Origin of the sequence: Actibacterium atlanticum (assembly GCF_000671395.1) — a bacterium.
Taxonomy (GTDB): domain Bacteria; phylum Pseudomonadota; class Alphaproteobacteria; order Rhodobacterales; family Rhodobacteraceae; genus Actibacterium_D; species Actibacterium_D atlanticum.
In genome coordinates this window covers 1-16,390 of record NZ_AQQY01000014.1, presented here as the reverse complement: position 1 = coordinate 16,390, position 16,390 = coordinate 1, and the positions used below count along the sequence as shown (strand labels likewise).

Genomic DNA, 16,390 nt, shown 5'->3' with positions numbered 1-16,390 from the left:
CCATTGGTGACATTGAAATGATGCTTTAATGACGCCTATTCGGCGGCCATATCCATGGCCGATCCACGCCCGGCAAACCGGTGCGCCGCCCCGCCAGAAACATAGCTGAGCTTGCCACCCGCAATGGTCATTTCCACTTGGCGTGTGGCCTCGTTGATCAAGCACATGTCGGCGCGCTTGCCGATATCCAGAACACCGCGGTCCGGCAGGCGGAGGATCTCGGCCGGTTTCGTGGAAATCATCGCCCAGGCTTCGGGCAGGGATTTTACACCCGCATCCACCAAGGCCCAGGCCGCAGCGGGCAGGGCAGGGTAGTAGTAATCCGAAACCAGTGCGTCACACAGCCCCTGTTGGATCAGGTCCATTGCCGAGACATTGCCCGATTGCGAGCCGCCCCGCACAACGTTTGGCGCGCCCATCAAGACCGGGTCGCCAATGGCACGTGCCGCCGCAGCCGCACGGCGCGATGTCGGAAACTCGGCAATTCGGGCTCCGATCATCGAATAATTCTCGCGGGTTTCGCCGTCGGGGTCGTCGTGCGAGCCATAGATAACGCCCAGATCGTCAAAGGCATCGGCCAATGTACACAGGTGACGGGGCACCTCTTTGTCGCGCGCCAGCATGGTGCGGACTTTGGCCAAAAAGGCCTCGGGCATCATTCCGGCGTTCTTGGCCCAGTGGTGCAGGTTTTCCGGGCGGGTCCGGGCAGATTCCAAGGCCTCTTCCAGATGGTTGTTGAACATCACGTAATCCACATTGTGCCGTCGGATCGCCGACAGCATCTGCGGGGCGGTTTCAACCAGATGGGTCTCGCAGCGCAGCTGAACACGCAGATCGGTTAGTGCGTGACGTCGGTACTGGTCAACGGACTCCAGCATCGCTTCGGCGCTTTCGGGGCTACGTCGCCCGCCTTCCCAGGACCAGCTTTGCGCCAGCCAGGCGGTCGTCACACCATTGGCGGCGGCATCCCGATCCGTGGCGCGCAAGCCGATTTGGGAATCAAACGGGGCAGTGGGGCGTGGCGCGACATGGCGTTCAAACGCGTCGCCATGCAGGTCGATGATCCCGGGCAGGATCAGATAGCCTGTCATATCCACCTCGGGCAGGGGGCCTTTGGTGATCCGGCCATCGGCAACCGCCAAAGACCGACGCTGCAAGGCGCCGTCACGAAGGATCGTTGCGCCGGTGAAACGCAAAGGAGGTAGGAGTTCAGACATTTCGACTGCTCGTCTTTAGATTACCTCAGGATGTACGCCGACTCTGTATCGGGTGTGTGACAGGCGGTCGAAAAATCAGGGCAGAATAGCGCAGAATCCAGCGCTTATGCGTCCTCTGGCGTGACAACCAGCGTGATACGGTCCCCGGCGAACCAGCTGTGGCCAAACTCGATCGGGGTCCCTTGGGCATCAATATTGACCGAGACACTGCGCAAGATCGGCGCGCCTTCTTGGATCTGAAGATGGAGCGCATGGGTGCTGTCAGCCAGTATTGCGGTCAGACGGGTTGTCGCACGGGTATAGTCTGTCACGCCGCAGGCTTTTAATGCGCGGGTGACGGATTTGGTGCGCCGCAATTGCGTAGGTAGATCGGGTAAACGATCAGCCGGGAACACGCTGCGCGCCAACACAATTGGCACCCCGTCAGAAATGGAAACACCTTCATAAACATGTACTTGTGATCCGGTATTAAGGTTAAGTTCCTCACACTCACGGGCATCAGCAACGCGGGTTTCCAGACGCAAGATACGCCGTTGGGGTGATTGCCCGGCGGCGCGCAGATTCTGGTGAAACCGTACCCGCCTGCCAATGGGGTAGTCAGTGGGGCGGGCCGCCACGAATACGCCTGCGCCCCGGCGCGCATGTGTCACCCCCTGATCAGACATTTCCGCCAGCGCACGACGTACGGTATGGCGATTCACGCCAAACCGGGTTGAAAGCGCCGCCTCGGTCGGCAGCTTGTCCCCGGGGCGATAATGGCCATCAGCGATTTCGTTGGTCAGCGTCGTTTGAATGGTTTTCCAAATCGGAGTGCGCGCCATGACTGTCACCAAAATTTCACACCTCTTCGCTTGTGCGACTCGGGCGTGGTCCGTAATAATTTGTCTAGTTGTATAGGGAAGTAGACAAATCAGCAAGATGTCTAATATCGAAAATCAAACTGAACGACAGGGCTGGATGAGCCTGCTTGCCAAAGCATCGGCTGCGCATCTGGCGCAGCTTATGGGCCCGCTTGATTCCCCAGCTTTTGACTGGCTTCGCACGCCTGAAACCGGTGGCGTGATGGTGCGTGGCCGTATGGGCGGGGCCGGGGCGCCGTTCAATCTGGGCGAGATCACCGTAACACGCTGTGCGCTGACTTTGCGGGCAGGCGGAGCGGTGGGGCACGCCTATGTTCAGGGGCGTGATAAGACCCACGCCCAACAAGCCGCATTGGTCGATGCTTTGATGCAGACCGACGCCGCCGCGACCATTCGCACCACGGTGCTGGAGCCGCTGCAAAAGGCCGCAAAAGACCGCAATGACAGTCGCGCGCGCAAGGCGGCCGCCACCAAGGTTGATTTCTTCACCATGGTTCGAGGCGAGGATTAACAATGCAAAAACAATCTCTTATAGGTGGATTTTCAGACGCTCCTAAACAATCGGCGCAAGCGTTTCGTGCTGCGATGAACGCGATGGCCCGCCCGGGTAGGCTCTTTGAGATTACCGGTGCGCAGCCTCCTGTGCCTTTGTCGGTTGCAGGGGGGGCATTGGTGCTGACCCTTGCGGATACAGACACCCCGCTCTTTTTGGCGCCCTCGCATGATGTGCCGGAAATTCGCGACTGGATCGCCTTTCACACCGGCGCACCGATTGTTCCCGCGGCAGAGGCCATGTTTGCCCTTGGTGACTGGTCGGCGCTGCAACCGCTGGATCAGTTTGCCATTGGCACATCGCAATATCCTGATCGCTCGGCCACTTTGATTGTCGAGCAACCCTTGCTGAAAAACACGGGTGCCGCCCTGAGCGGTCCGGGCATTGAGCATCAACACCACCTGAACCTGCCTGATCTTCAGCCGTTTCAGAACAATGCCATGCTCTTTCCGCTGGGGCTGGATTTCTATTTTACCGCAGGCACGCAAATCGCGGCCCTGCCGCGCAGCACGCAGGTAACCCCCGCACTACAGGAGAGCGTCTGATGTATGTCGCGGTAAAAGGTGGCGAACGCGCTATTGATAACGCCCATGCATGGCTTGCCGAAGAACGGCGCGGCGATCTGGGCGTGGCCGAGATGTCGCTGGAGCAAATCCGCGAACAGCTTTCGCTGGCGGTCAATCGGGTGATGGCCGAGGGCTCGCTCTATGATGCTGATCTGGCTGCGTTGGCAATAAAACAGTCGCGCGGCGATCTGATCGAGGCGATCTTTCTGATCCGGGCTTATCGCACCACCTTGCCACGTTTCGGGGCGTCTTTGCCGGTCGAAACCGAGGAAATGGCCTGTGATCGGCGCATCTCGGCGACGTTCAAGGATTTGCCCGGTGGGCAAATTCTGGGGCCGACGTTTGATTACACCCATCGGCTGCTGGACTTCAAACTGGCAGCTGAGGGGCAGGGGGGCGCCGCGGCCGAAGCTCCTGCCAGCGGCGCGCCACTGCCCCATGTTACCGAGTTCCTGAATAAAGAAGGGTTGATTCAGCAAGAGGTTGCCAGTGATGAAACCCCGCCCGACCTGACCCGGGAACCGCTGGAGTTTCCGGCCAATCGCCCCTTGCGCCTGCAGTCACTTACCCGCGGCGACGAAGGTTTTGTCCTGTCGATGGCCTATTCAACCCAGCGTGGCTATGCCCGCAACCACGCCTTTGTAGGCGAATTGCGCATCGGGCGTTGTGCGGTCGAAATGGAGGTTCCCGAACTGGGGTTCGCGGTTGAGATCGGCGAGATCGAATTGACCGAATGCGAAACGGTGAACCAATTTCAGGGGTCCAAGACAGAACCTGCGCAGTTCACTCGCGGTTACGGGCTGGTGTTTGGGCAGGCGGAACGCAAAGCCATTTCAATGGCGCTTGTCGATCGTGCTTTGCGGTGGGAAGAGCTGGGCGAAGACAATGTTGGCTCACCCGCGCAGGACGAAGAATTCGTGCTGTCGCATGCCGACAATATCCAAGCGACGGGGTTTCTGGAGCATATCAAACTGCCCCATTACGTCGATTTTCAATCTGAATTGGAATTGGTGCGCAAGCTGCGTGCTGAAGCCACCGAAGCCATGTCGGAGGCCGCGGAATGACTATTTCAGCCGTTCCGGTTCTTACCGATGATGGCGCGCCCATCTGCATAGCGGCGGGTGCGCAGGGCGAAGATCAGTACCTCGCGCAGAACGCCTACGGCGATGATGGTCATGGCCAGTTCGTCAAAGGTGATGCCGGAAAGAATGTTGGCCATATGCCAGTCCTCTTGGTGTCTTGCTGCGTGTCGATGAAATCAACTTACTGGCGAAAAGGGGCCGAATAATGACGCAAAACGGTCAATATAATTTCGCCTATCTGGACGAACAGACCAAGCGGATGATCCGCCGGGCGATCCTGAAGGGATTGGCAGTGCCGGGCTATCAGGTGCCCTTTGCCAGCCGCGAGATGCCAATGCCTTATGGCTGGGGCACTGGCGGGGTACAGGTATCTGCCGCCTGCCTGACGGCGGATGACACGTTCAAAGTGATCGACCAGGGCGCCGATGACACCACCAACGCCGTGTCGATCCGGAAGTTCTTTGAACGCACGGCGGATGTGGCGGTGACGGAACGCACGTCGGATGCCTCGGTCATCCAGACCCGCCACCGCATTCCCGAAGAACCGCTGAGCGAAGATCAGATCCTTGTATATCAGGTGCCAATCCCCGAACCGTTGCGGTTTCTGGAACCGCGCGAGACGGAAACCCGCAAAATGCATGCGCTGGAAGAATACGGGCTGATGCATGTGAAGCTGTACGAAGACATCGCGCGACACGGCAATATCGCCACGTCCTATGCCTATCCGGTGAAGGTTGAAGGGCGGTACGTGATGGACCCATCCCCGATCCCGAAATTCGACAACCCCAAGATGGAAATGGCGGCGATCCAGCTGTTTGGTGCCGGGCGTGAACAACGCATCTATGCCCTGCCGCCCTATACACAGGTTGTCAGTCTGGATTTTGAGGATCACCCGTTTGATCCCTCCAAGGCCGATCATCTCTGCGCGCTGTGCGGGGCGGAACACACCTATCTGGACGAGGTCATCGTCGATGATGACGGCACCCGGATGTATGTGTGCTCGGACACCGATTACTGCGCCACGCGCCGCGCCGAAGGGCACACTGGCACCATGGGCACCCCATTCACGGAGGACGCGGCATGACCCCTTTGTTGCAAGTCAAAGACATCGCCAAGTTCTACGGCAACCGGATCGGCTGCACGGATGTTTCGTTTGATCTGTACCCCGGCGAGGTCATGGGGATTGTGGGCGAGTCCGGCTCTGGAAAGTCCACATTGCTGAACTGCCTGGCCGGTCATCTGGCTCCTGATGCCGGTCAGGTTTTTTTTGACACACGCGAGGCGGGTCTGAAGGACACGGTCACCATGTCCGAGCCTGAACGCCGGATGCTGGGGCGCACCGATTGGGCCTTTGTCCATCAGCACGCCCGTGACGGGCTGCGCATGGGGGTCAGCGCCGGTGGCAACGTCGGCGAGCGGCTGATGGCCGTGGGCGCGCGTCACTATGGCGATATCCGCGCGCAGGCCGTCGATTGGCTGGACCGGGTCGAGATCTCTGAGGACCGCGTTGATGACCGCCCCAGTGCCTTTTCGGGCGGCATGCAGCAGCGCCTGCAAATTGCCCGCAATCTGGTGACCGGGCCGCGGTTGGTGTTCATGGATGAACCCACCGGCGGCTTGGACGTTTCGGTGCAGGCGCGCCTGTTGGACCTGCTGCGCGGGCTGGTGCGCCAGATGGGCCTGAGCGCGATCATCGTCACCCACGATCTGGCCGTGGTGCGCCTGTTGGCGGACCGCCTGATGGTGATGAAGGACGGGAATGTCGTCGAAACCGGCCTGACGGATCAGGTGCTGGATGATCCGCAGCATGGCTATACCCAGCTGCTCGTTTCTTCTGTTTTGCAGGTGTAACCTCATGATCAAGATCGAAAATCTTTGCAAGAACTTCGTCCTGCACAATCAGGGTTCCGCAGTAATTCCGGTGATGGAAAACGCGCATCTGTCGGTGGCGCCGGGTGAATGCATCGCGTTGATCGGCGCGTCTGGCGCTGGCAAGTCCACCCTGATGCGGATGATCTATGGCAACTACCTGTCGCAGTCGGGTTCTATTGTGGTGGATGGCGTTGATGTCGCCACCGCCGAGCCGCGCGAGATCCTGCAACTGCGCCGTGACACGCTGGGCTATGTTAGCCAGTTTCTGCGCGTTGTGCCCCGTGTGCCCACCTTGGAGGTCGTGGCCGAACCGCTCTTGAACATCGGCACCGACCGCGACGCAGCGCTGGCGCGTGCCCGTGATCTGCTGGCGCGGCTGAATATCCCCGAACGGCTGTGGGCGCTGTCGCCCACCACCTTTTCGGGTGGCGAACAGCAGCGGGTGAACATCGCGCGCGGCTTTGCCCACAGTTTTCCGGCTATGCTGCTGGATGAACCCACCGCCAGTCTGGACGCCACCAACCGCGAGGTTGTGCTGACCCTGATCGAAGAAGCCAAAGCACGTGGCGCTGCCATTATCGGTATCTTCCACGACGAAGCCGCCCGAGCCCGTGTCTGCGACCGCGAGGTCGACGTAACGGGGTTCACGCCCGCCAAGGCCGCGTGATGAAGGGGCGGTTATTTGCGGTGGTCGGCCCTTCGGGTGTGGGTAAGGACACGCTCATGGAGGCCGCGCAGCTGCGCCTGCCTGATTTGCACCTGGTGCGGCGTGTGATTACCCGCCCGTCGGATGCCGGGGGGGAAGCTTTTGAAGGCGTCAGCCCCCAGACCTTTGCTGCCCGTAAAGCGCGCGGCGATTTTGCGCTGGACTGGCAGGCGCACGGGCTCAGCTATGGCATTCCGGTGCAGATTGAGGCCCTGATGGCCGACGGGGTGGATGTTGTCTTTAACGGATCGCGCGGCGTGCTGGCGGACACCTCGCGCAAGTATCCGCAGCTGCAGGTATTGCACATCACGGCTTCGCCCGAAGTTCTGGCAACCCGACTGGCGGCACGGGGCCGGGAGGATCAGCAGGACATTGCGCGGCGTTTGAAGCGCGCCGACTATGCGCTGCCGCAGGGCATGAATGTCACCATGATCCGTAATGACGGGGCGCTAGAGGACGCGGTGGATCACCTGTGCGCCGCGCTTCAGCCGGTCAGCGCATAGCGATGCAGCTGATGGAACATTCCGGCGGTATCCTCGCCAAACAGGCAAATAGAGCTGACATCGAAGGGGCGCGGCAACAGCGGCTCAACAACCGGGTCCAGCACTGCTTTGACCTGCTTGACATGGGGCGCCGACAATCGACCCGTCAGCGTCAGGTGAAAACGGAACTCTTCCATCACATAGGGGTACCCCCAACGCCGCAGCAGCGCGCGCTGTACCTCGGTCAGGCTTTCGGGGCGACGCCGGGCCAATTCCGCCGGGCTGGGCGGGGCGCGAAACGGGTCCAGTTCCATAACGATATGGCTGGCCAACGAGGCAAGGTTGGTGACATCGCCAACCGCGGTCAGGGCCAGAAAATGCCCCAGTTGCGAAAGCTCAAGCCCCTCCAGCCGGACGGGGGGCAGGTGCTGCGTCAGGCTCAGAATCGCCGCGTGCAAGGCATCCACGTCTTGGCCGTCACTCAGGAAGAAGGGCGGCTTCAACGTGCCATGAAACCCGTATTTGCGCGGGGTTTCGGTGATCTGCGAGACGGGCAGGGGCAAGCCGGGCAAAACCGGATGATCCGCTGGCATGCCAGCCGTGGCGCACCAACCCAACCACTGGGCACCAAAGTCAGACAAAGCACCGCTTTGCGGAGCGTAATAAAGCGCATAGCGTCGAAAATTTTTCATAAGGACCGCCATAGGGGTGTCACGCAACAAAGGTGTGACATTCGACAGCTAGAGTGGCGGCACAGGTTCAGGAGAGCAAGATGACCGACACTGTTTTTGCCAATGCACAACTTGTTTTGCCCGACGAGGTTGTGACCGGGTCACTGCAGTTACGTGATGGTCAGATCGTGGCGATTGAACCCGGGGGGAATGTCCCGGCGAACGCTGTTGATTGCGGCGGTGACATGATGATGCCGGGCCTGATCGAATTGCACACTGACAATCTTGAACGCCATATTCAGCCCCGCCCCAAGGTGGACTGGCCCCATGCCAGCGCGATCATCGCCCATGATGCTGAACTGGCAGGGGTTGGCATCACCACAGTGTTTGACGCGATGCGGGTTGGCTCGGTTCCGTCTGGTAAAAAGGGCGACTACAAAGCCTATGCCCGTGGACTGGCGTCCGAGTTGCTGGAGTTGCGCGCCAAAAATGCCCTGCGGATCAGTCACTTCCTGCATTTGCGTGCGGAAGTCTGTTCGGAAACTTTGGTTGCTGAGCTGTCAGAGTTTACCGAGGAAGACCGGGTGGGCATCGTTAGTCTGATGGATCACACGCCCGGCCAACGCCAGTTCCGCGATGTCAGCAAACTGGCGCAATATGTGATGGGCAAACACAACCTGACCCCGGCGGAGTTTGACGACCACGTCGCCCATTTGAAAGACCTGCGCGACCGATTTGGCGCCGATCACGAAGCCGCCGCCGTGGCCGAAGCGAAACGCTTTGGCGCGGTTCTGGCCAGCCATGATGATACCACGGCGGACCACGTCAAAACCTCGGCCGCCTATGGCATTGGTCTGGCTGAATTCCCGACCACGGTTGAGGCCGCGCAAGCCTGTCATGACCATGGAATTAAAGTGATGATGGGGGCACCGAACCTGATCCGGGGCGGCTCGCACTCGGGTAATGTCGCAGCGCATGAACTGGCCGAGATGGATCTGCTGGATATCGTGTCGTCGGACTATGTGCCGGCGGCCTTGTTGATGTCTGCGGTTCTTTTGGGCGATCTGTGGGGTGATATGGCGCGCGGCATTGCCACCGTGACCCGCGCCCCTGCGGATGCGGCGGGCCTGTCTGATCGTGGGCGGCTTGAAATTGGTGCCCGCGCCGATCTGATCCGTGTGTCACGTATCGAAGGCACGCCAACCGTGCGCGAAACCTGGGTTCAGGGGCACCGCGTCGCCTGATTGTTGCGCTACCATTGATCTGTCGCAATCCGCGGGTGGCGACGCTTTGATATAATTCAGGGCGTAACCACTCGAGGAGGAGCGAGTTATGAAAGCGAAAGAAAAAGCAAAACAAGCCGATTTTGGCGGGGTTTCGAGCATGGAAGGTCTGGATATGGCCGGGCGGCTCAGCAACGCCATCATGGACTTCATCGGCAAGTCGGGCGCTGAATTTGTAGAGTTCGTCAACGCGCGGCTGCAAGAGGACGCCAAGGTGCAACAGGCGCTGTTATCGTGCCAAAACGTCGAAGATCTGTCGCGGGTTCAGGCAGATTTCGTGCGCACTGCACTGGAACAATACACCGAAGAAACCGGGCGTATGATCCGCCTGTCCAGTGCCGCAAGTCAGGAAATTCTGGGCGCGGCCCTGAAGAAATCAGCCTGACTCTCCAAAGCCCCCAAGTCGCGGGGGCTTTGATCAGCCGTTCTCTTTAAAACGCGCGTCCATTGCGCCGCATAGGGGCGACAGGTCATACCCGGCCTTGGCGGCGGCTTCCATCAGCGGGCCAGAAGGCGCTTTGCTGGAACTGGCCAATCCCCACAACATGGTCGAGCGCGTGCCAGAGCGGCAATAGGCCAGAACCGGTCCCTCGCAACTGCCAAGCACCGCTTCCAGTTGCTCGACCAGATCAAGGGTGAACCTGCCCGGAAAGACGGGCAGGAAATGAAAGGCCAGACCGGCGTCTTCGCAGGCGGCTTGCATGGCTTGTGCGGAAGGTTGACCCGGGATTTCATCATCGGGGCGGTTGCAGATCACGGTTTTAAAGCCAGCCTCGGCAAGTGTCGCCACGTCGGCAATGTCGATTTGTGGCGAAGCCGAAAAGTGATCGGTGACCGTGCGGATATCCATGCGGGCTGTCCTGTTGATGCGAGCGTTTGGGGAAACATACCCAAACCCGGGCGCGGCGCAAGCGGTGGATTAGCAGCGCAGCGCTTCGCTGAGTTCCATGGGCAGGTGTTGCGCCATAAGGGAAGGCGCTTGCCACTGGGCCGCGCTGTGGTCTTCGTCATCGGTATAGGCCGACGCCGTCATCAGCACCCGCAGCTTCGCGTCATGGGCGGATCGCAGACCGTTGAGGCTGTCTTCAAAGGCGATGCAGTGGTCCGCAGGCAGGTTCAGTTGCTGAAGGGCAAGCAGATACACATCGGGCGCAGGCTTCTTTTGGGCCACCATGTCCCCGGCTGCGATGTGGTCAAACACGTCAGTTGCCGGGGCATTCCAGCAGCACTGGCACAGGGCCTCGACATTCGGGGTGTTGGTGGTTGTGGCGACGGCCAGTTTGACACCAGCCCGACGGGCGGTGTCGATCAGCGCGGCCACGCCGGGGCGCAGTTCAAGCAACCCGCTGGCAAGGATTTCGCCATATCGGGCGGTTTTTTCCTTGTGCATCTGGGCGATTTGCTCATCCGTCAACCGGGCACCCGCCAGCGAAGACTGGAAGGCCTTGATCCGCTCTTTGCCGCCGGTGACTTTCAGTAGGGTGCGATAGTCTGACTGGCTCCAATGCCAGTCCAGCCCCCATTTGGCGAAAGTGTTGTTGAAGGCGGCGCGGTGGGCCTCTTCGGTTTCGGCAAGCGTGCCGTCGACGTCAAATATCAAAGCGCGCAGGGTCATGCGGACACCGGAGTCAGGCGTTCAACAATTGCGGGCAGATCGGCGTAGTCGGCGAAACTGGCCGAATGATAAAGCTGCGCCACCGGCGATTTGCGGTACCCTTCGGTGAACAGCGCAAAAGGCACATCGGCGGCTTTGGCGGTGGCGGCATCGACATCGCTGTCGCCAACATAGACCATCGGCCCGGCGCCCAGCTTGGCATGGGCTGCCAAAAGCGGGGCGGGGTCTGGCTTGTTCACCGGCAGGGTGTCGCCACCGATTACGACATCGAAAAACTTAGCCATATCAACGTGTTCCAACACGTCCTTTGCGGCGGATTCGGGCTTGTTGGTGCAGACACCAAGGATCGCCCCGCGCGCCTTCAGAGAGATCAGCACCTCACGCACGCCGGGAAACGGCACGGTCAGATCATGACCGGCGGTATTATAGTGATGCAGGACCTCTTGGGTCAGGGCCTCATGATCGGCCATGTCCAGATCAGTGGCTTTAATCACTCTCTCAACAAGGGTTGGTAAGCCATTGCCAATAAATGAAATAATTGTCGGAAGGTCGAGCGGTTCCAGCCCGTGATCCGCCAGCATTCGGTTGGCGGCCTGACGAATGTCGGGCGCGCTTTCTACCAGCGTCCCGTCGAGATCAAAGATGACAGAGTTCATGACGTTTTCCATTTGATCGAACATCCCATCGAGGGAATTTGTTCGGCAGGCCCATGCCCGGTTTCAGCGACTTGCTTCATGGCCTCAAAGAGCTCTCGTGGCAGGTCGCCCGCATCAGGGTTGCGGCCCGCACCATCCAGACGCCCGCGATATTGCAGGCCCAGATCGGCATCAAAGCCAAAGAAGTCAGGCGTGCAGATCGCACCATAGGCGCGGGCTACTTCCTGTGACTCGTCATAGAGATAGGGGAAGGGCAGCTTGAGCCGCTGATCCAGTTCCACCATCTTTTCAAAGCTGTCTGCCGGATAAGCCACGGCGTCATTGGCGCTGATCGCCACGACGCCCACCCCCAGGTCCTGCAAGGCGACGGCGTCCTGGATGATGCGATCGCGCACAGACACCACATAGGGGCAATGATTGCAGATGAACATCACAAGGGTCCCGTTTGCCCCGGCGATATCCGCCAGAGCATGGGTTTTGCCATCGGTGCCGGGCAGGGCGAAATCAGGGGCACGCCACCCGAAATCGCAAACCGGAGGGGATAAAGGCATTATTCGAACTCCATTTCCGCAAAGACTGTGCCGGCGTTTTTCGTCGCCAACTCGTTGAAAGTATCCAGAAATTCCCAGTTGGACTGATCGACGTAATAGGCGTCATCCAATGTGCCGCCATTGTCCAAATGCGCGCCGATCTTGGTGCGCAGGTCCTTCAGATAGCCCATCGTGTGGTGGGTGACCTGCGCCAGATTGGTGGGGTAGCCGTGGCCGGGAATGATGTAGGTGGGGTTCAGCGGGGCAAAGCCGGTTTCCCATGTTTCGATCCAGCAGCTGGTGCAGGTGTCGGTGAAAATCGGGGTCATGCGGCCGTTAAAGGCGATATCACCGGCGATCATCATCGACAGATCCGGCAGCCAGACCTGCGTGTCGCCCGCGCCGTGCGCCGGGCCCAGATAGAGCACCTCGATATGCATGTCACCCATGTCGATAACGTGGGTGTCCTCGAAGGTCATTGTGGGCCTAACCAGTTCAGTTCCTTCGGAATTTTCGCGTGCATAGCGTTGCATTCCGGCCAGTATCTGGGCCTCGCGTTCTTCGAATTCATGGACCGCGTCGACATGGGCCAGAATGTCCACGCCCTGTGCCAGCCAATAGCTATTGCCCAGCATGGCGTGGCCCTGACCGTTTTCATTGATCACCAGTTTCACCGGTTGATCGGTGACCTGTTTGATTTCGGCGTGAAGCGCCTGCGCGAGTTTGTAATTTGCGCCGCCATTTATCACCACGACCCCGTCACCGGTAACCAGAAACGACAGATTGTTGTTGTGACCGGCGTTTTCATAGGTGGGCGGGGCAGTGGCGCCGATGGCGGACCACACATTGGGGATGACCTCAATCGGTTTGTCGTAAAGAACCGATTGAGGATACTTGTCAGCGATGTCTTCCGAGGCAAATGCGGGCATGGCAAAGCACGCCGCGAAAATGGCGGTACGGATCATGATCTGGATCTCCCTTTAAATCTCCTGATCAGAACATTTACACATACGAATATGTAAGGCCAGAGTGGCAATACACATCCGATGCACATCGCATGCACATCCCATATGCATGTTATGCGGCTTTCAGCGCTCCCTCTGCGGCGTTGCGAATGGCGCGAATGTTCTCGCCATAGACCTCGGGCGTATCCACGGAACCGCCCTTAAACACTGCTGAACCTGCGACAAAGCAATCGGCGCCAGCGGCGACAAGCGGTCCGACGGTGGTCGGGTCAACGCCGCCATCGACCTGAATGTGGATGTCGCGATCGCCGATCATCTCGCGTACCTGACGCACCTTGTCGACCGACGAGGGGATGAACTTCTGACCGCCGAAGCCGGGGTTTACGCTCATCACCAAAACCATATCGCACAGCGGCAGCAGATGTTCGATCACGCTGGCCGGGGTGCCGGGGTTCAGGCTGATGCCCGCCTTGGTCCCGGTGGCCTTAATCGCCTGCAACGTGCGGTGCGGGTGCGGGCCGGCTTCCCAGTGGGCCACGATCATATCGGCCCCCGCATCGGCATAGGCCTGAATATAAGGGTCCACGGGCGCGATCATCAGGTGCACATCCATGAAGGTTTTCACATGCGGACGGAACGCTTTGACGGCGGGCGGGCCAAAGGTGAGGTTGGGCACAAAGTGGCCATCCATCACGTCCACATGCACCCAGTCGGCGCCCTGGGCTTCGATGGCCTGAATTTCTTGTCCGAAATTGGCAAAGTCGGCCGACAGGATCGACGGTGCGATCTTGATGGAACGGTCAAAGCCCATGGTTCATTTCTCCTTCATGCGGGGGGTTGCCCCGGCTTGGTTTACGCTTTGCGCCAATATAGCTGGCCCTTGGCGCAGGCGCATCCGTGAAATCTCGGATAAAGGGGCAGGGGCGGCACCACCGTCTGGTTGACAGGGAAAGAGGTGGTGCCGCAGGCCCGCAGTCGCGCATCAGGCAGCTTGCGCAGTCGCGGTCTTGGGGTCCAACGCGCCGCTGGCATAACGTGCGGCCATGTCATCCAGATCAATCACTTTGATCTTTGCGGCATTGCCCGCGGTGCCAAAGCGTTCAAACCGGTCACGGCACAGGTCTTCCATTTCCTTCATCGCCGGGATCAGGAATTTGCGCGGGTCAAACTGAGAAGGGTCCCCCTGTGCCACTTTACGGAACTGGCCGGTCATCGCCATGCGGCAATCGGTGTCGATGTTAACCTTGCGCACGCCCATCTTGATGCCGCGTTCGATCTCTTCAACCGGCACGCCATAGGTTTGCGGCATGTCTCCGCCGCTGGCATTGATCAGGTCCTGCAATTCCTGCGGGACCGAGCTGGAGCCGTGCATCACAAGGTGAATGCCGGGCAGCTTTTCGTTGATCGCGCGGATGGTTTCCATCGACAGGATGTCGCCGGTGGGTTTGCGGGTAAACTTATACGCCCCATGCGAGGTGCCGCAGGCAATGGCCAATGCGTCGCATTTGGTGCGGGTGACGAAATCCACCGCCTGATCCGGGTCGGTCAGCAGCTGGTCGGTGGTCAGTTTACCCACCGCGCCCGAGCCGTCTTCTTCGCCTGCTTCGCCGGTTTCGAGGCTGCCAAGCACGCCCAGCTCGCCTTCGACCGAGGCCCCAACCCAATGCGCCATTTCGGCGACGCGGGCGGTGATATCGACGTTGTATTCATAACTGGACGGGGTTTTCATATCGGCCTCAAGCGAGCCATCCATCATCACGCTGGTAAAGCCGTGGCGGATGGCAGTCATGCAGGTGGCTTCGTTGTTGCCGTGGTCTTGGTGCATGCAGACCGGAATATTCGGGTACATTTCCGACAGGGCCTGCACCATGTGGCGCAGCATGATGTCCCCGGCATAGGAGCGTGCCCCGCGCGAGGCCTGCAGGATCACCGGCGCATCCACCGCCTTTGCGGCCTCCATGATCGCCAGACCCTGTTCCATGTTGTTGATGTTGAAGGCGGGCACGCCATAGCCATATTCGGCCGCGTGATCCAGCAGTTGTCGAAGGGTAATAAGTGCCATGATGTTCCTCCCTCAGGCAGCTTTTTGAGCGTTCATCAGCGCGGCGATGCCGGGCAGGGTTTTGCCTTCGAGCCATTCCAGGAAGGCGCCACCGGCGGTCGAGACATAGGTGAATTCATCCGCGACACCGGCAGTATTCAGCGCGGCGACGGTGTCACCGCCGCCAGCCACAGACACGGCAAGCCCGGCGCGGGTCAGCTCGGCTGCGGTTTCGGACAGCGCCATGGTGGAATGGTCGAAAGGCGGGATTTCAAAAGCGCCAAGCGGGCCATTCCACAAAATGGTCTGTGCGCTGGCCAGCACGCCCTGGAAATTACGCAAAGCAACTGTGCCCGCATCCAGGATCATGGAATCGTCGGGGCATTTGTCCCACGGTACGATTTTCTTGCGGGCGCCTTCGCGGAATTCCTTGGCGACAACCACATCTTCGGGCAGCAGAATTTCGCAACCCGAGGCCCGCGCCAAAGCGTAAATCTCGGCCACGGTTTCGGTCATGTTTGCCTCGTGCAGGGATCGGCCCATGGGCGCCCCTCTGGCAAACAGAAACGTGTTTGCCATGCCGCCGCCAACAATGATGGCATCCAGTTTTTGCACCAGATGTTTCAGCACCGCGATTTTGGTCGACACTTTCGCGCCACCGACAATCGCGACGGCCGGGCTTTGCGGCGTTTCAAGCGCGGTGGACAGGGCCTTGAGCTCGGCCAGCAACAAGGGGCCCGCGGCAGAGGGCAGGAAATTGGTGATGGCCGCTGTTGACGCATGGGCGCGGTGTGCACAGGAAAACGCGTCGTTGACATAGATGTCGCCCAGCCGCGCGAACTGCGCCGCCAGTTCGGGGTCGTTTTGTTCCTCGCCCGGGTTATAGCGCACGTTTTCGCACAGGATCACTTCGCCATCGCCAATCCGGCTGACGTTGATTTCTGCCGCCGGACCCGCAGAGATATCCGAAAAGGTCACCGGTACCCCAAGGTGCTTGGCCAGTGCCGGGCGCAGTTTGTCGACCGAAAGCGAGGAATCCAGATTGCCATTCGGGCGGCCCATATGGGTAAGAATAACCAAACGGGCCCCGCGTTCCAGCAGCGGGCGCATGCCTTCGGCGAAGCGCTTGATACGGGTGTCATCGGTGATGAAACCGTCTTGTACAGGGACGTTCAGATCGGCCCGCACCAGCAGGCGCTTACCTTTGACGTCCATATCCATAATCGGGGTGATATCCATTAAATCAGCCCTCCCATTGCGACGGCGGTGTCAGCCATGCGGTTTGAGAACC

General features: G+C 59.8%; 21 protein-coding genes. 9 read left to right on the top strand and 12 right to left on the bottom strand.

The features are described 5' to 3' along the window. Nucleotides 1-35 precede the first annotated feature (35 nt). Nucleotides 36-1,217 (bottom strand): alpha-D-ribose 1-methylphosphonate 5-triphosphate diphosphatase, encoded by a 1,182-nt coding sequence (locus ATO10_RS15080; protein ID WP_035253193.1) that lies wholly within the window; start codon nucleotides 1,215-1,217, stop codon nucleotides 36-38. 104 nt (nucleotides 1,218-1,321) lie between these two features. Continuing rightward, entirely contained in the window at nucleotides 1,322-2,038 is a 717-nt protein-coding gene (gene phnF, locus ATO10_RS15075; protein WP_035253192.1) for a phosphonate metabolism transcriptional regulator PhnF, read from the bottom strand. 97 nt (nucleotides 2,039-2,135) lie between these two features. On the opposite strand from phnF, the gene phnG reads away from it, so the two are divergent. From phnG to ATO10_RS15060, 3 genes are read left to right on the top strand one after another with little or no spacing between them, the layout of a single operon-like run. Continuing rightward, complete coding sequence (gene phnG / locus ATO10_RS15070; protein WP_035253191.1) at nucleotides 2,136-2,588, top strand: phosphonate C-P lyase system protein PhnG; 453 nt, start codon at nucleotides 2,136-2,138, stop codon at nucleotides 2,586-2,588. 2 nt (nucleotides 2,589-2,590) lie between these two features. Beyond that, a complete protein-coding gene (phnH, locus tag ATO10_RS15065) occupies nucleotides 2,591-3,175 on the top strand; it encodes a phosphonate C-P lyase system protein PhnH (RefSeq protein ID WP_035253190.1) in 585 nt (194 codons plus the stop codon). Next, nucleotides 3,175-4,260: a carbon-phosphorus lyase complex subunit gene (locus ATO10_RS15060; RefSeq protein ID WP_035253189.1), complete on the top strand. Its 1,086-nt coding sequence runs from the start codon at nucleotides 3,175-3,177 to the stop codon at nucleotides 4,258-4,260. Before phnH ends, ATO10_RS15060 begins: the two co-directional genes overlap by 1 nt. Nucleotides 4,261-4,265: 5 nt before the next feature. On the opposite strand, the gene ATO10_RS16450 is transcribed toward ATO10_RS15060, so the two are convergent. Further along, complete coding sequence (locus tag ATO10_RS16450) at nucleotides 4,266-4,415, bottom strand: hypothetical protein (protein ID WP_155886783.1); 150 nt, start codon at nucleotides 4,413-4,415, stop codon at nucleotides 4,266-4,268. A 68-nt stretch (nucleotides 4,416-4,483) separates the two neighbouring features. Here ATO10_RS16450 and ATO10_RS15055 point away from each other — a divergent pair, with 68 nt between their 5' ends. Genes ATO10_RS15055 through phnN form a run of 4 tightly spaced genes read left to right on the top strand, consistent with a single transcriptional unit; the run spans nucleotide 4,484 to nucleotide 7,359 of the window. Further along, nucleotides 4,484-5,362, top strand: a complete 879-nt coding sequence (locus ATO10_RS15055) for an alpha-D-ribose 1-methylphosphonate 5-phosphate C-P-lyase PhnJ (RefSeq protein ID WP_035253188.1) — start codon at nucleotides 4,484-4,486, stop codon at nucleotides 5,360-5,362. Beyond that, on the top strand, nucleotides 5,359-6,129 hold the full coding sequence (gene phnK / locus ATO10_RS15050; protein WP_035253186.1) for a phosphonate C-P lyase system protein PhnK: 771 nt from the start codon (nucleotides 5,359-5,361) through the stop codon (nucleotides 6,127-6,129). Before ATO10_RS15055 ends, phnK begins: the two co-directional genes overlap by 4 nt. Nucleotides 6,130-6,133: 4 nt before the next feature. Further along, a complete protein-coding gene (gene phnL, locus ATO10_RS15045; RefSeq protein WP_035253184.1) occupies nucleotides 6,134-6,817 on the top strand; it encodes a phosphonate C-P lyase system protein PhnL in 684 nt (227 codons plus the stop codon). Beyond that, a complete protein-coding gene (gene phnN, locus ATO10_RS15040; RefSeq protein ID WP_035253182.1) occupies nucleotides 6,817-7,359 on the top strand; it encodes a phosphonate metabolism protein/1,5-bisphosphokinase (PRPP-forming) PhnN in 543 nt (180 codons plus the stop codon). Before phnL ends, phnN begins: the two co-directional genes overlap by 1 nt. Here phnN and ATO10_RS15035 read toward each other — a convergent pair. After that, the gene (locus tag ATO10_RS15035) at nucleotides 7,341-8,030 is read right to left on the bottom strand and encodes a DUF1045 domain-containing protein (RefSeq protein ID WP_035253181.1); all 690 of its coding nucleotides are present in this window, start codon (nucleotides 8,028-8,030) and stop codon (nucleotides 7,341-7,343) included. The two genes, phnN and ATO10_RS15035, sit on opposite strands and share 19 nt — an antisense overlap. Before the next feature lie 53 nt (nucleotides 8,031-8,083). Between ATO10_RS15035 and ATO10_RS15030 the strand changes: the two genes are divergently transcribed. Together ATO10_RS15030 and ATO10_RS15025 are read left to right on the top strand one after the other, a co-directional pair. After that, entirely contained in the window at nucleotides 8,084-9,253 is a 1,170-nt protein-coding gene (locus tag ATO10_RS15030) for an alpha-D-ribose 1-methylphosphonate 5-triphosphate diphosphatase (RefSeq protein WP_272945313.1), read from the top strand. Nucleotides 9,254-9,341: 88 nt separating this feature from the next. Beyond that, nucleotides 9,342-9,677, top strand: coding sequence for a phasin family protein (locus ATO10_RS15025; protein WP_035253177.1), 336 nt, complete (start codon nucleotides 9,342-9,344; stop codon nucleotides 9,675-9,677). Between the two features lie 33 nt (nucleotides 9,678-9,710). Here the strand turns inward: ATO10_RS15025 and ATO10_RS15020 are convergent, their stop codons facing one another. The 8 genes from ATO10_RS15020 to ATO10_RS14985 all read right to left on the bottom strand — a co-directional run bounded on the left by ATO10_RS15020 (nucleotide 9,711) and on the right by ATO10_RS14985 (nucleotide 16,338). Then, nucleotides 9,711-10,142, bottom strand: coding sequence for a protein tyrosine phosphatase family protein (locus ATO10_RS15020; RefSeq protein WP_035253175.1), 432 nt, complete (start codon nucleotides 10,140-10,142; stop codon nucleotides 9,711-9,713). Between the two features lie 69 nt (nucleotides 10,143-10,211). Beyond that, nucleotides 10,212-10,907, bottom strand: a complete 696-nt coding sequence (locus ATO10_RS15015; protein ID WP_035253173.1) for an HAD family hydrolase — start codon at nucleotides 10,905-10,907, stop codon at nucleotides 10,212-10,214. After that, nucleotides 10,904-11,563: a phosphoglycolate phosphatase gene (gene gph, locus ATO10_RS15010; RefSeq protein ID WP_035253171.1), complete on the bottom strand. Its 660-nt coding sequence runs from the start codon at nucleotides 11,561-11,563 to the stop codon at nucleotides 10,904-10,906. The genes ATO10_RS15015 and gph overlap by 4 nt, the downstream gene beginning before the upstream one ends. Then, the gene (locus ATO10_RS15005; RefSeq protein WP_035253169.1) at nucleotides 11,560-12,114 is read right to left on the bottom strand and encodes a thioredoxin family protein; all 555 of its coding nucleotides are present in this window, start codon (nucleotides 12,112-12,114) and stop codon (nucleotides 11,560-11,562) included. Before ATO10_RS15005 ends, gph begins: the two co-directional genes overlap by 4 nt. Next, on the bottom strand, nucleotides 12,114-13,058 hold the full coding sequence (locus ATO10_RS15000) for an MBL fold metallo-hydrolase (protein ID WP_035253167.1): 945 nt from the start codon (nucleotides 13,056-13,058) through the stop codon (nucleotides 12,114-12,116). The genes ATO10_RS15005 and ATO10_RS15000 overlap by 1 nt, the downstream gene beginning before the upstream one ends. Before the next feature lie 112 nt (nucleotides 13,059-13,170). Continuing rightward, nucleotides 13,171-13,869, bottom strand: coding sequence for a ribulose-phosphate 3-epimerase (rpe, locus tag ATO10_RS14995; protein WP_035253166.1), 699 nt, complete (start codon nucleotides 13,867-13,869; stop codon nucleotides 13,171-13,173). Nucleotides 13,870-14,040: 171 nt separating this feature from the next. Next, on the bottom strand, nucleotides 14,041-15,120 hold the full coding sequence (gene fba, locus ATO10_RS14990) for a class II fructose-bisphosphate aldolase (protein WP_035253164.1): 1,080 nt from the start codon (nucleotides 15,118-15,120) through the stop codon (nucleotides 14,041-14,043). A gap of 12 nt (nucleotides 15,121-15,132) precedes the next feature. Beyond that, nucleotides 15,133-16,338 (bottom strand): phosphoglycerate kinase, encoded by a 1,206-nt coding sequence (locus tag ATO10_RS14985; protein WP_035253161.1) that lies wholly within the window; start codon nucleotides 16,336-16,338, stop codon nucleotides 15,133-15,135. Nucleotides 16,339-16,390 lie beyond the last annotated feature (52 nt).

What these genes read in the sequence shown, in the direction of transcription:
- ATO10_RS15080 (WP_035253193.1), bottom strand. Translation starts at nt 1,217, where the DNA reads ATGTCTGAACTCCTACCTCCTTTGCGTTTCACCGGCGCAACGATCCTT.
- phnF (WP_035253192.1), bottom strand. Translation starts at nt 2,038, where the DNA reads ATGGCGCGCACTCCGATTTGGAAAACCATTCAAACGACGCTGACCAAC.
- phnG (WP_035253191.1), top strand. Translation starts at nt 2,136, where the DNA reads ATGTCTAATATCGAAAATCAAACTGAACGACAGGGCTGGATGAGCCTG.
- phnH (WP_035253190.1), top strand. Translation starts at nt 2,591, where the DNA reads ATGCAAAAACAATCTCTTATAGGTGGATTTTCAGACGCTCCTAAACAA.
- ATO10_RS15060 (WP_035253189.1), top strand. Translation starts at nt 3,175, where the DNA reads ATGTATGTCGCGGTAAAAGGTGGCGAACGCGCTATTGATAACGCCCAT.
- ATO10_RS16450 (WP_155886783.1), bottom strand. Translation starts at nt 4,415, where the DNA reads ATGGCCAACATTCTTTCCGGCATCACCTTTGACGAACTGGCCATGACC.
- ATO10_RS15055 (WP_035253188.1), top strand. Translation starts at nt 4,484, where the DNA reads ATGACGCAAAACGGTCAATATAATTTCGCCTATCTGGACGAACAGACC.
- phnK (WP_035253186.1), top strand. Translation starts at nt 5,359, where the DNA reads ATGACCCCTTTGTTGCAAGTCAAAGACATCGCCAAGTTCTACGGCAAC.
- phnL (WP_035253184.1), top strand. Translation starts at nt 6,134, where the DNA reads ATGATCAAGATCGAAAATCTTTGCAAGAACTTCGTCCTGCACAATCAG.
- phnN (WP_035253182.1), top strand. Translation starts at nt 6,817, where the DNA reads ATGAAGGGGCGGTTATTTGCGGTGGTCGGCCCTTCGGGTGTGGGTAAG.
- ATO10_RS15035 (WP_035253181.1), bottom strand. Translation starts at nt 8,030, where the DNA reads ATGAAAAATTTTCGACGCTATGCGCTTTATTACGCTCCGCAAAGCGGT.
- ATO10_RS15025 (WP_035253177.1), top strand. Translation starts at nt 9,342, where the DNA reads ATGAAAGCGAAAGAAAAAGCAAAACAAGCCGATTTTGGCGGGGTTTCG.
- ATO10_RS15020 (WP_035253175.1), bottom strand. Translation starts at nt 10,142, where the DNA reads ATGGATATCCGCACGGTCACCGATCACTTTTCGGCTTCGCCACAAATC.
- ATO10_RS15015 (WP_035253173.1), bottom strand. Translation starts at nt 10,907, where the DNA reads ATGACCCTGCGCGCTTTGATATTTGACGTCGACGGCACGCTTGCCGAA.
- gph (WP_035253171.1), bottom strand. Translation starts at nt 11,563, where the DNA reads ATGAACTCTGTCATCTTTGATCTCGACGGGACGCTGGTAGAAAGCGCG.
- ATO10_RS15005 (WP_035253169.1), bottom strand. Translation starts at nt 12,114, where the DNA reads ATGCCTTTATCCCCTCCGGTTTGCGATTTCGGGTGGCGTGCCCCTGAT.
- ATO10_RS15000 (WP_035253167.1), bottom strand. Translation starts at nt 13,058, where the DNA reads ATGATCCGTACCGCCATTTTCGCGGCGTGCTTTGCCATGCCCGCATTT.
- rpe (WP_035253166.1), bottom strand. Translation starts at nt 13,869, where the DNA reads ATGGGCTTTGACCGTTCCATCAAGATCGCACCGTCGATCCTGTCGGCC.
- fba (WP_035253164.1), bottom strand. Translation starts at nt 15,120, where the DNA reads ATGGCACTTATTACCCTTCGACAACTGCTGGATCACGCGGCCGAATAT.
- ATO10_RS14985 (WP_035253161.1), bottom strand. Translation starts at nt 16,338, where the DNA reads ATGGATATCACCCCGATTATGGATATGGACGTCAAAGGTAAGCGCCTG.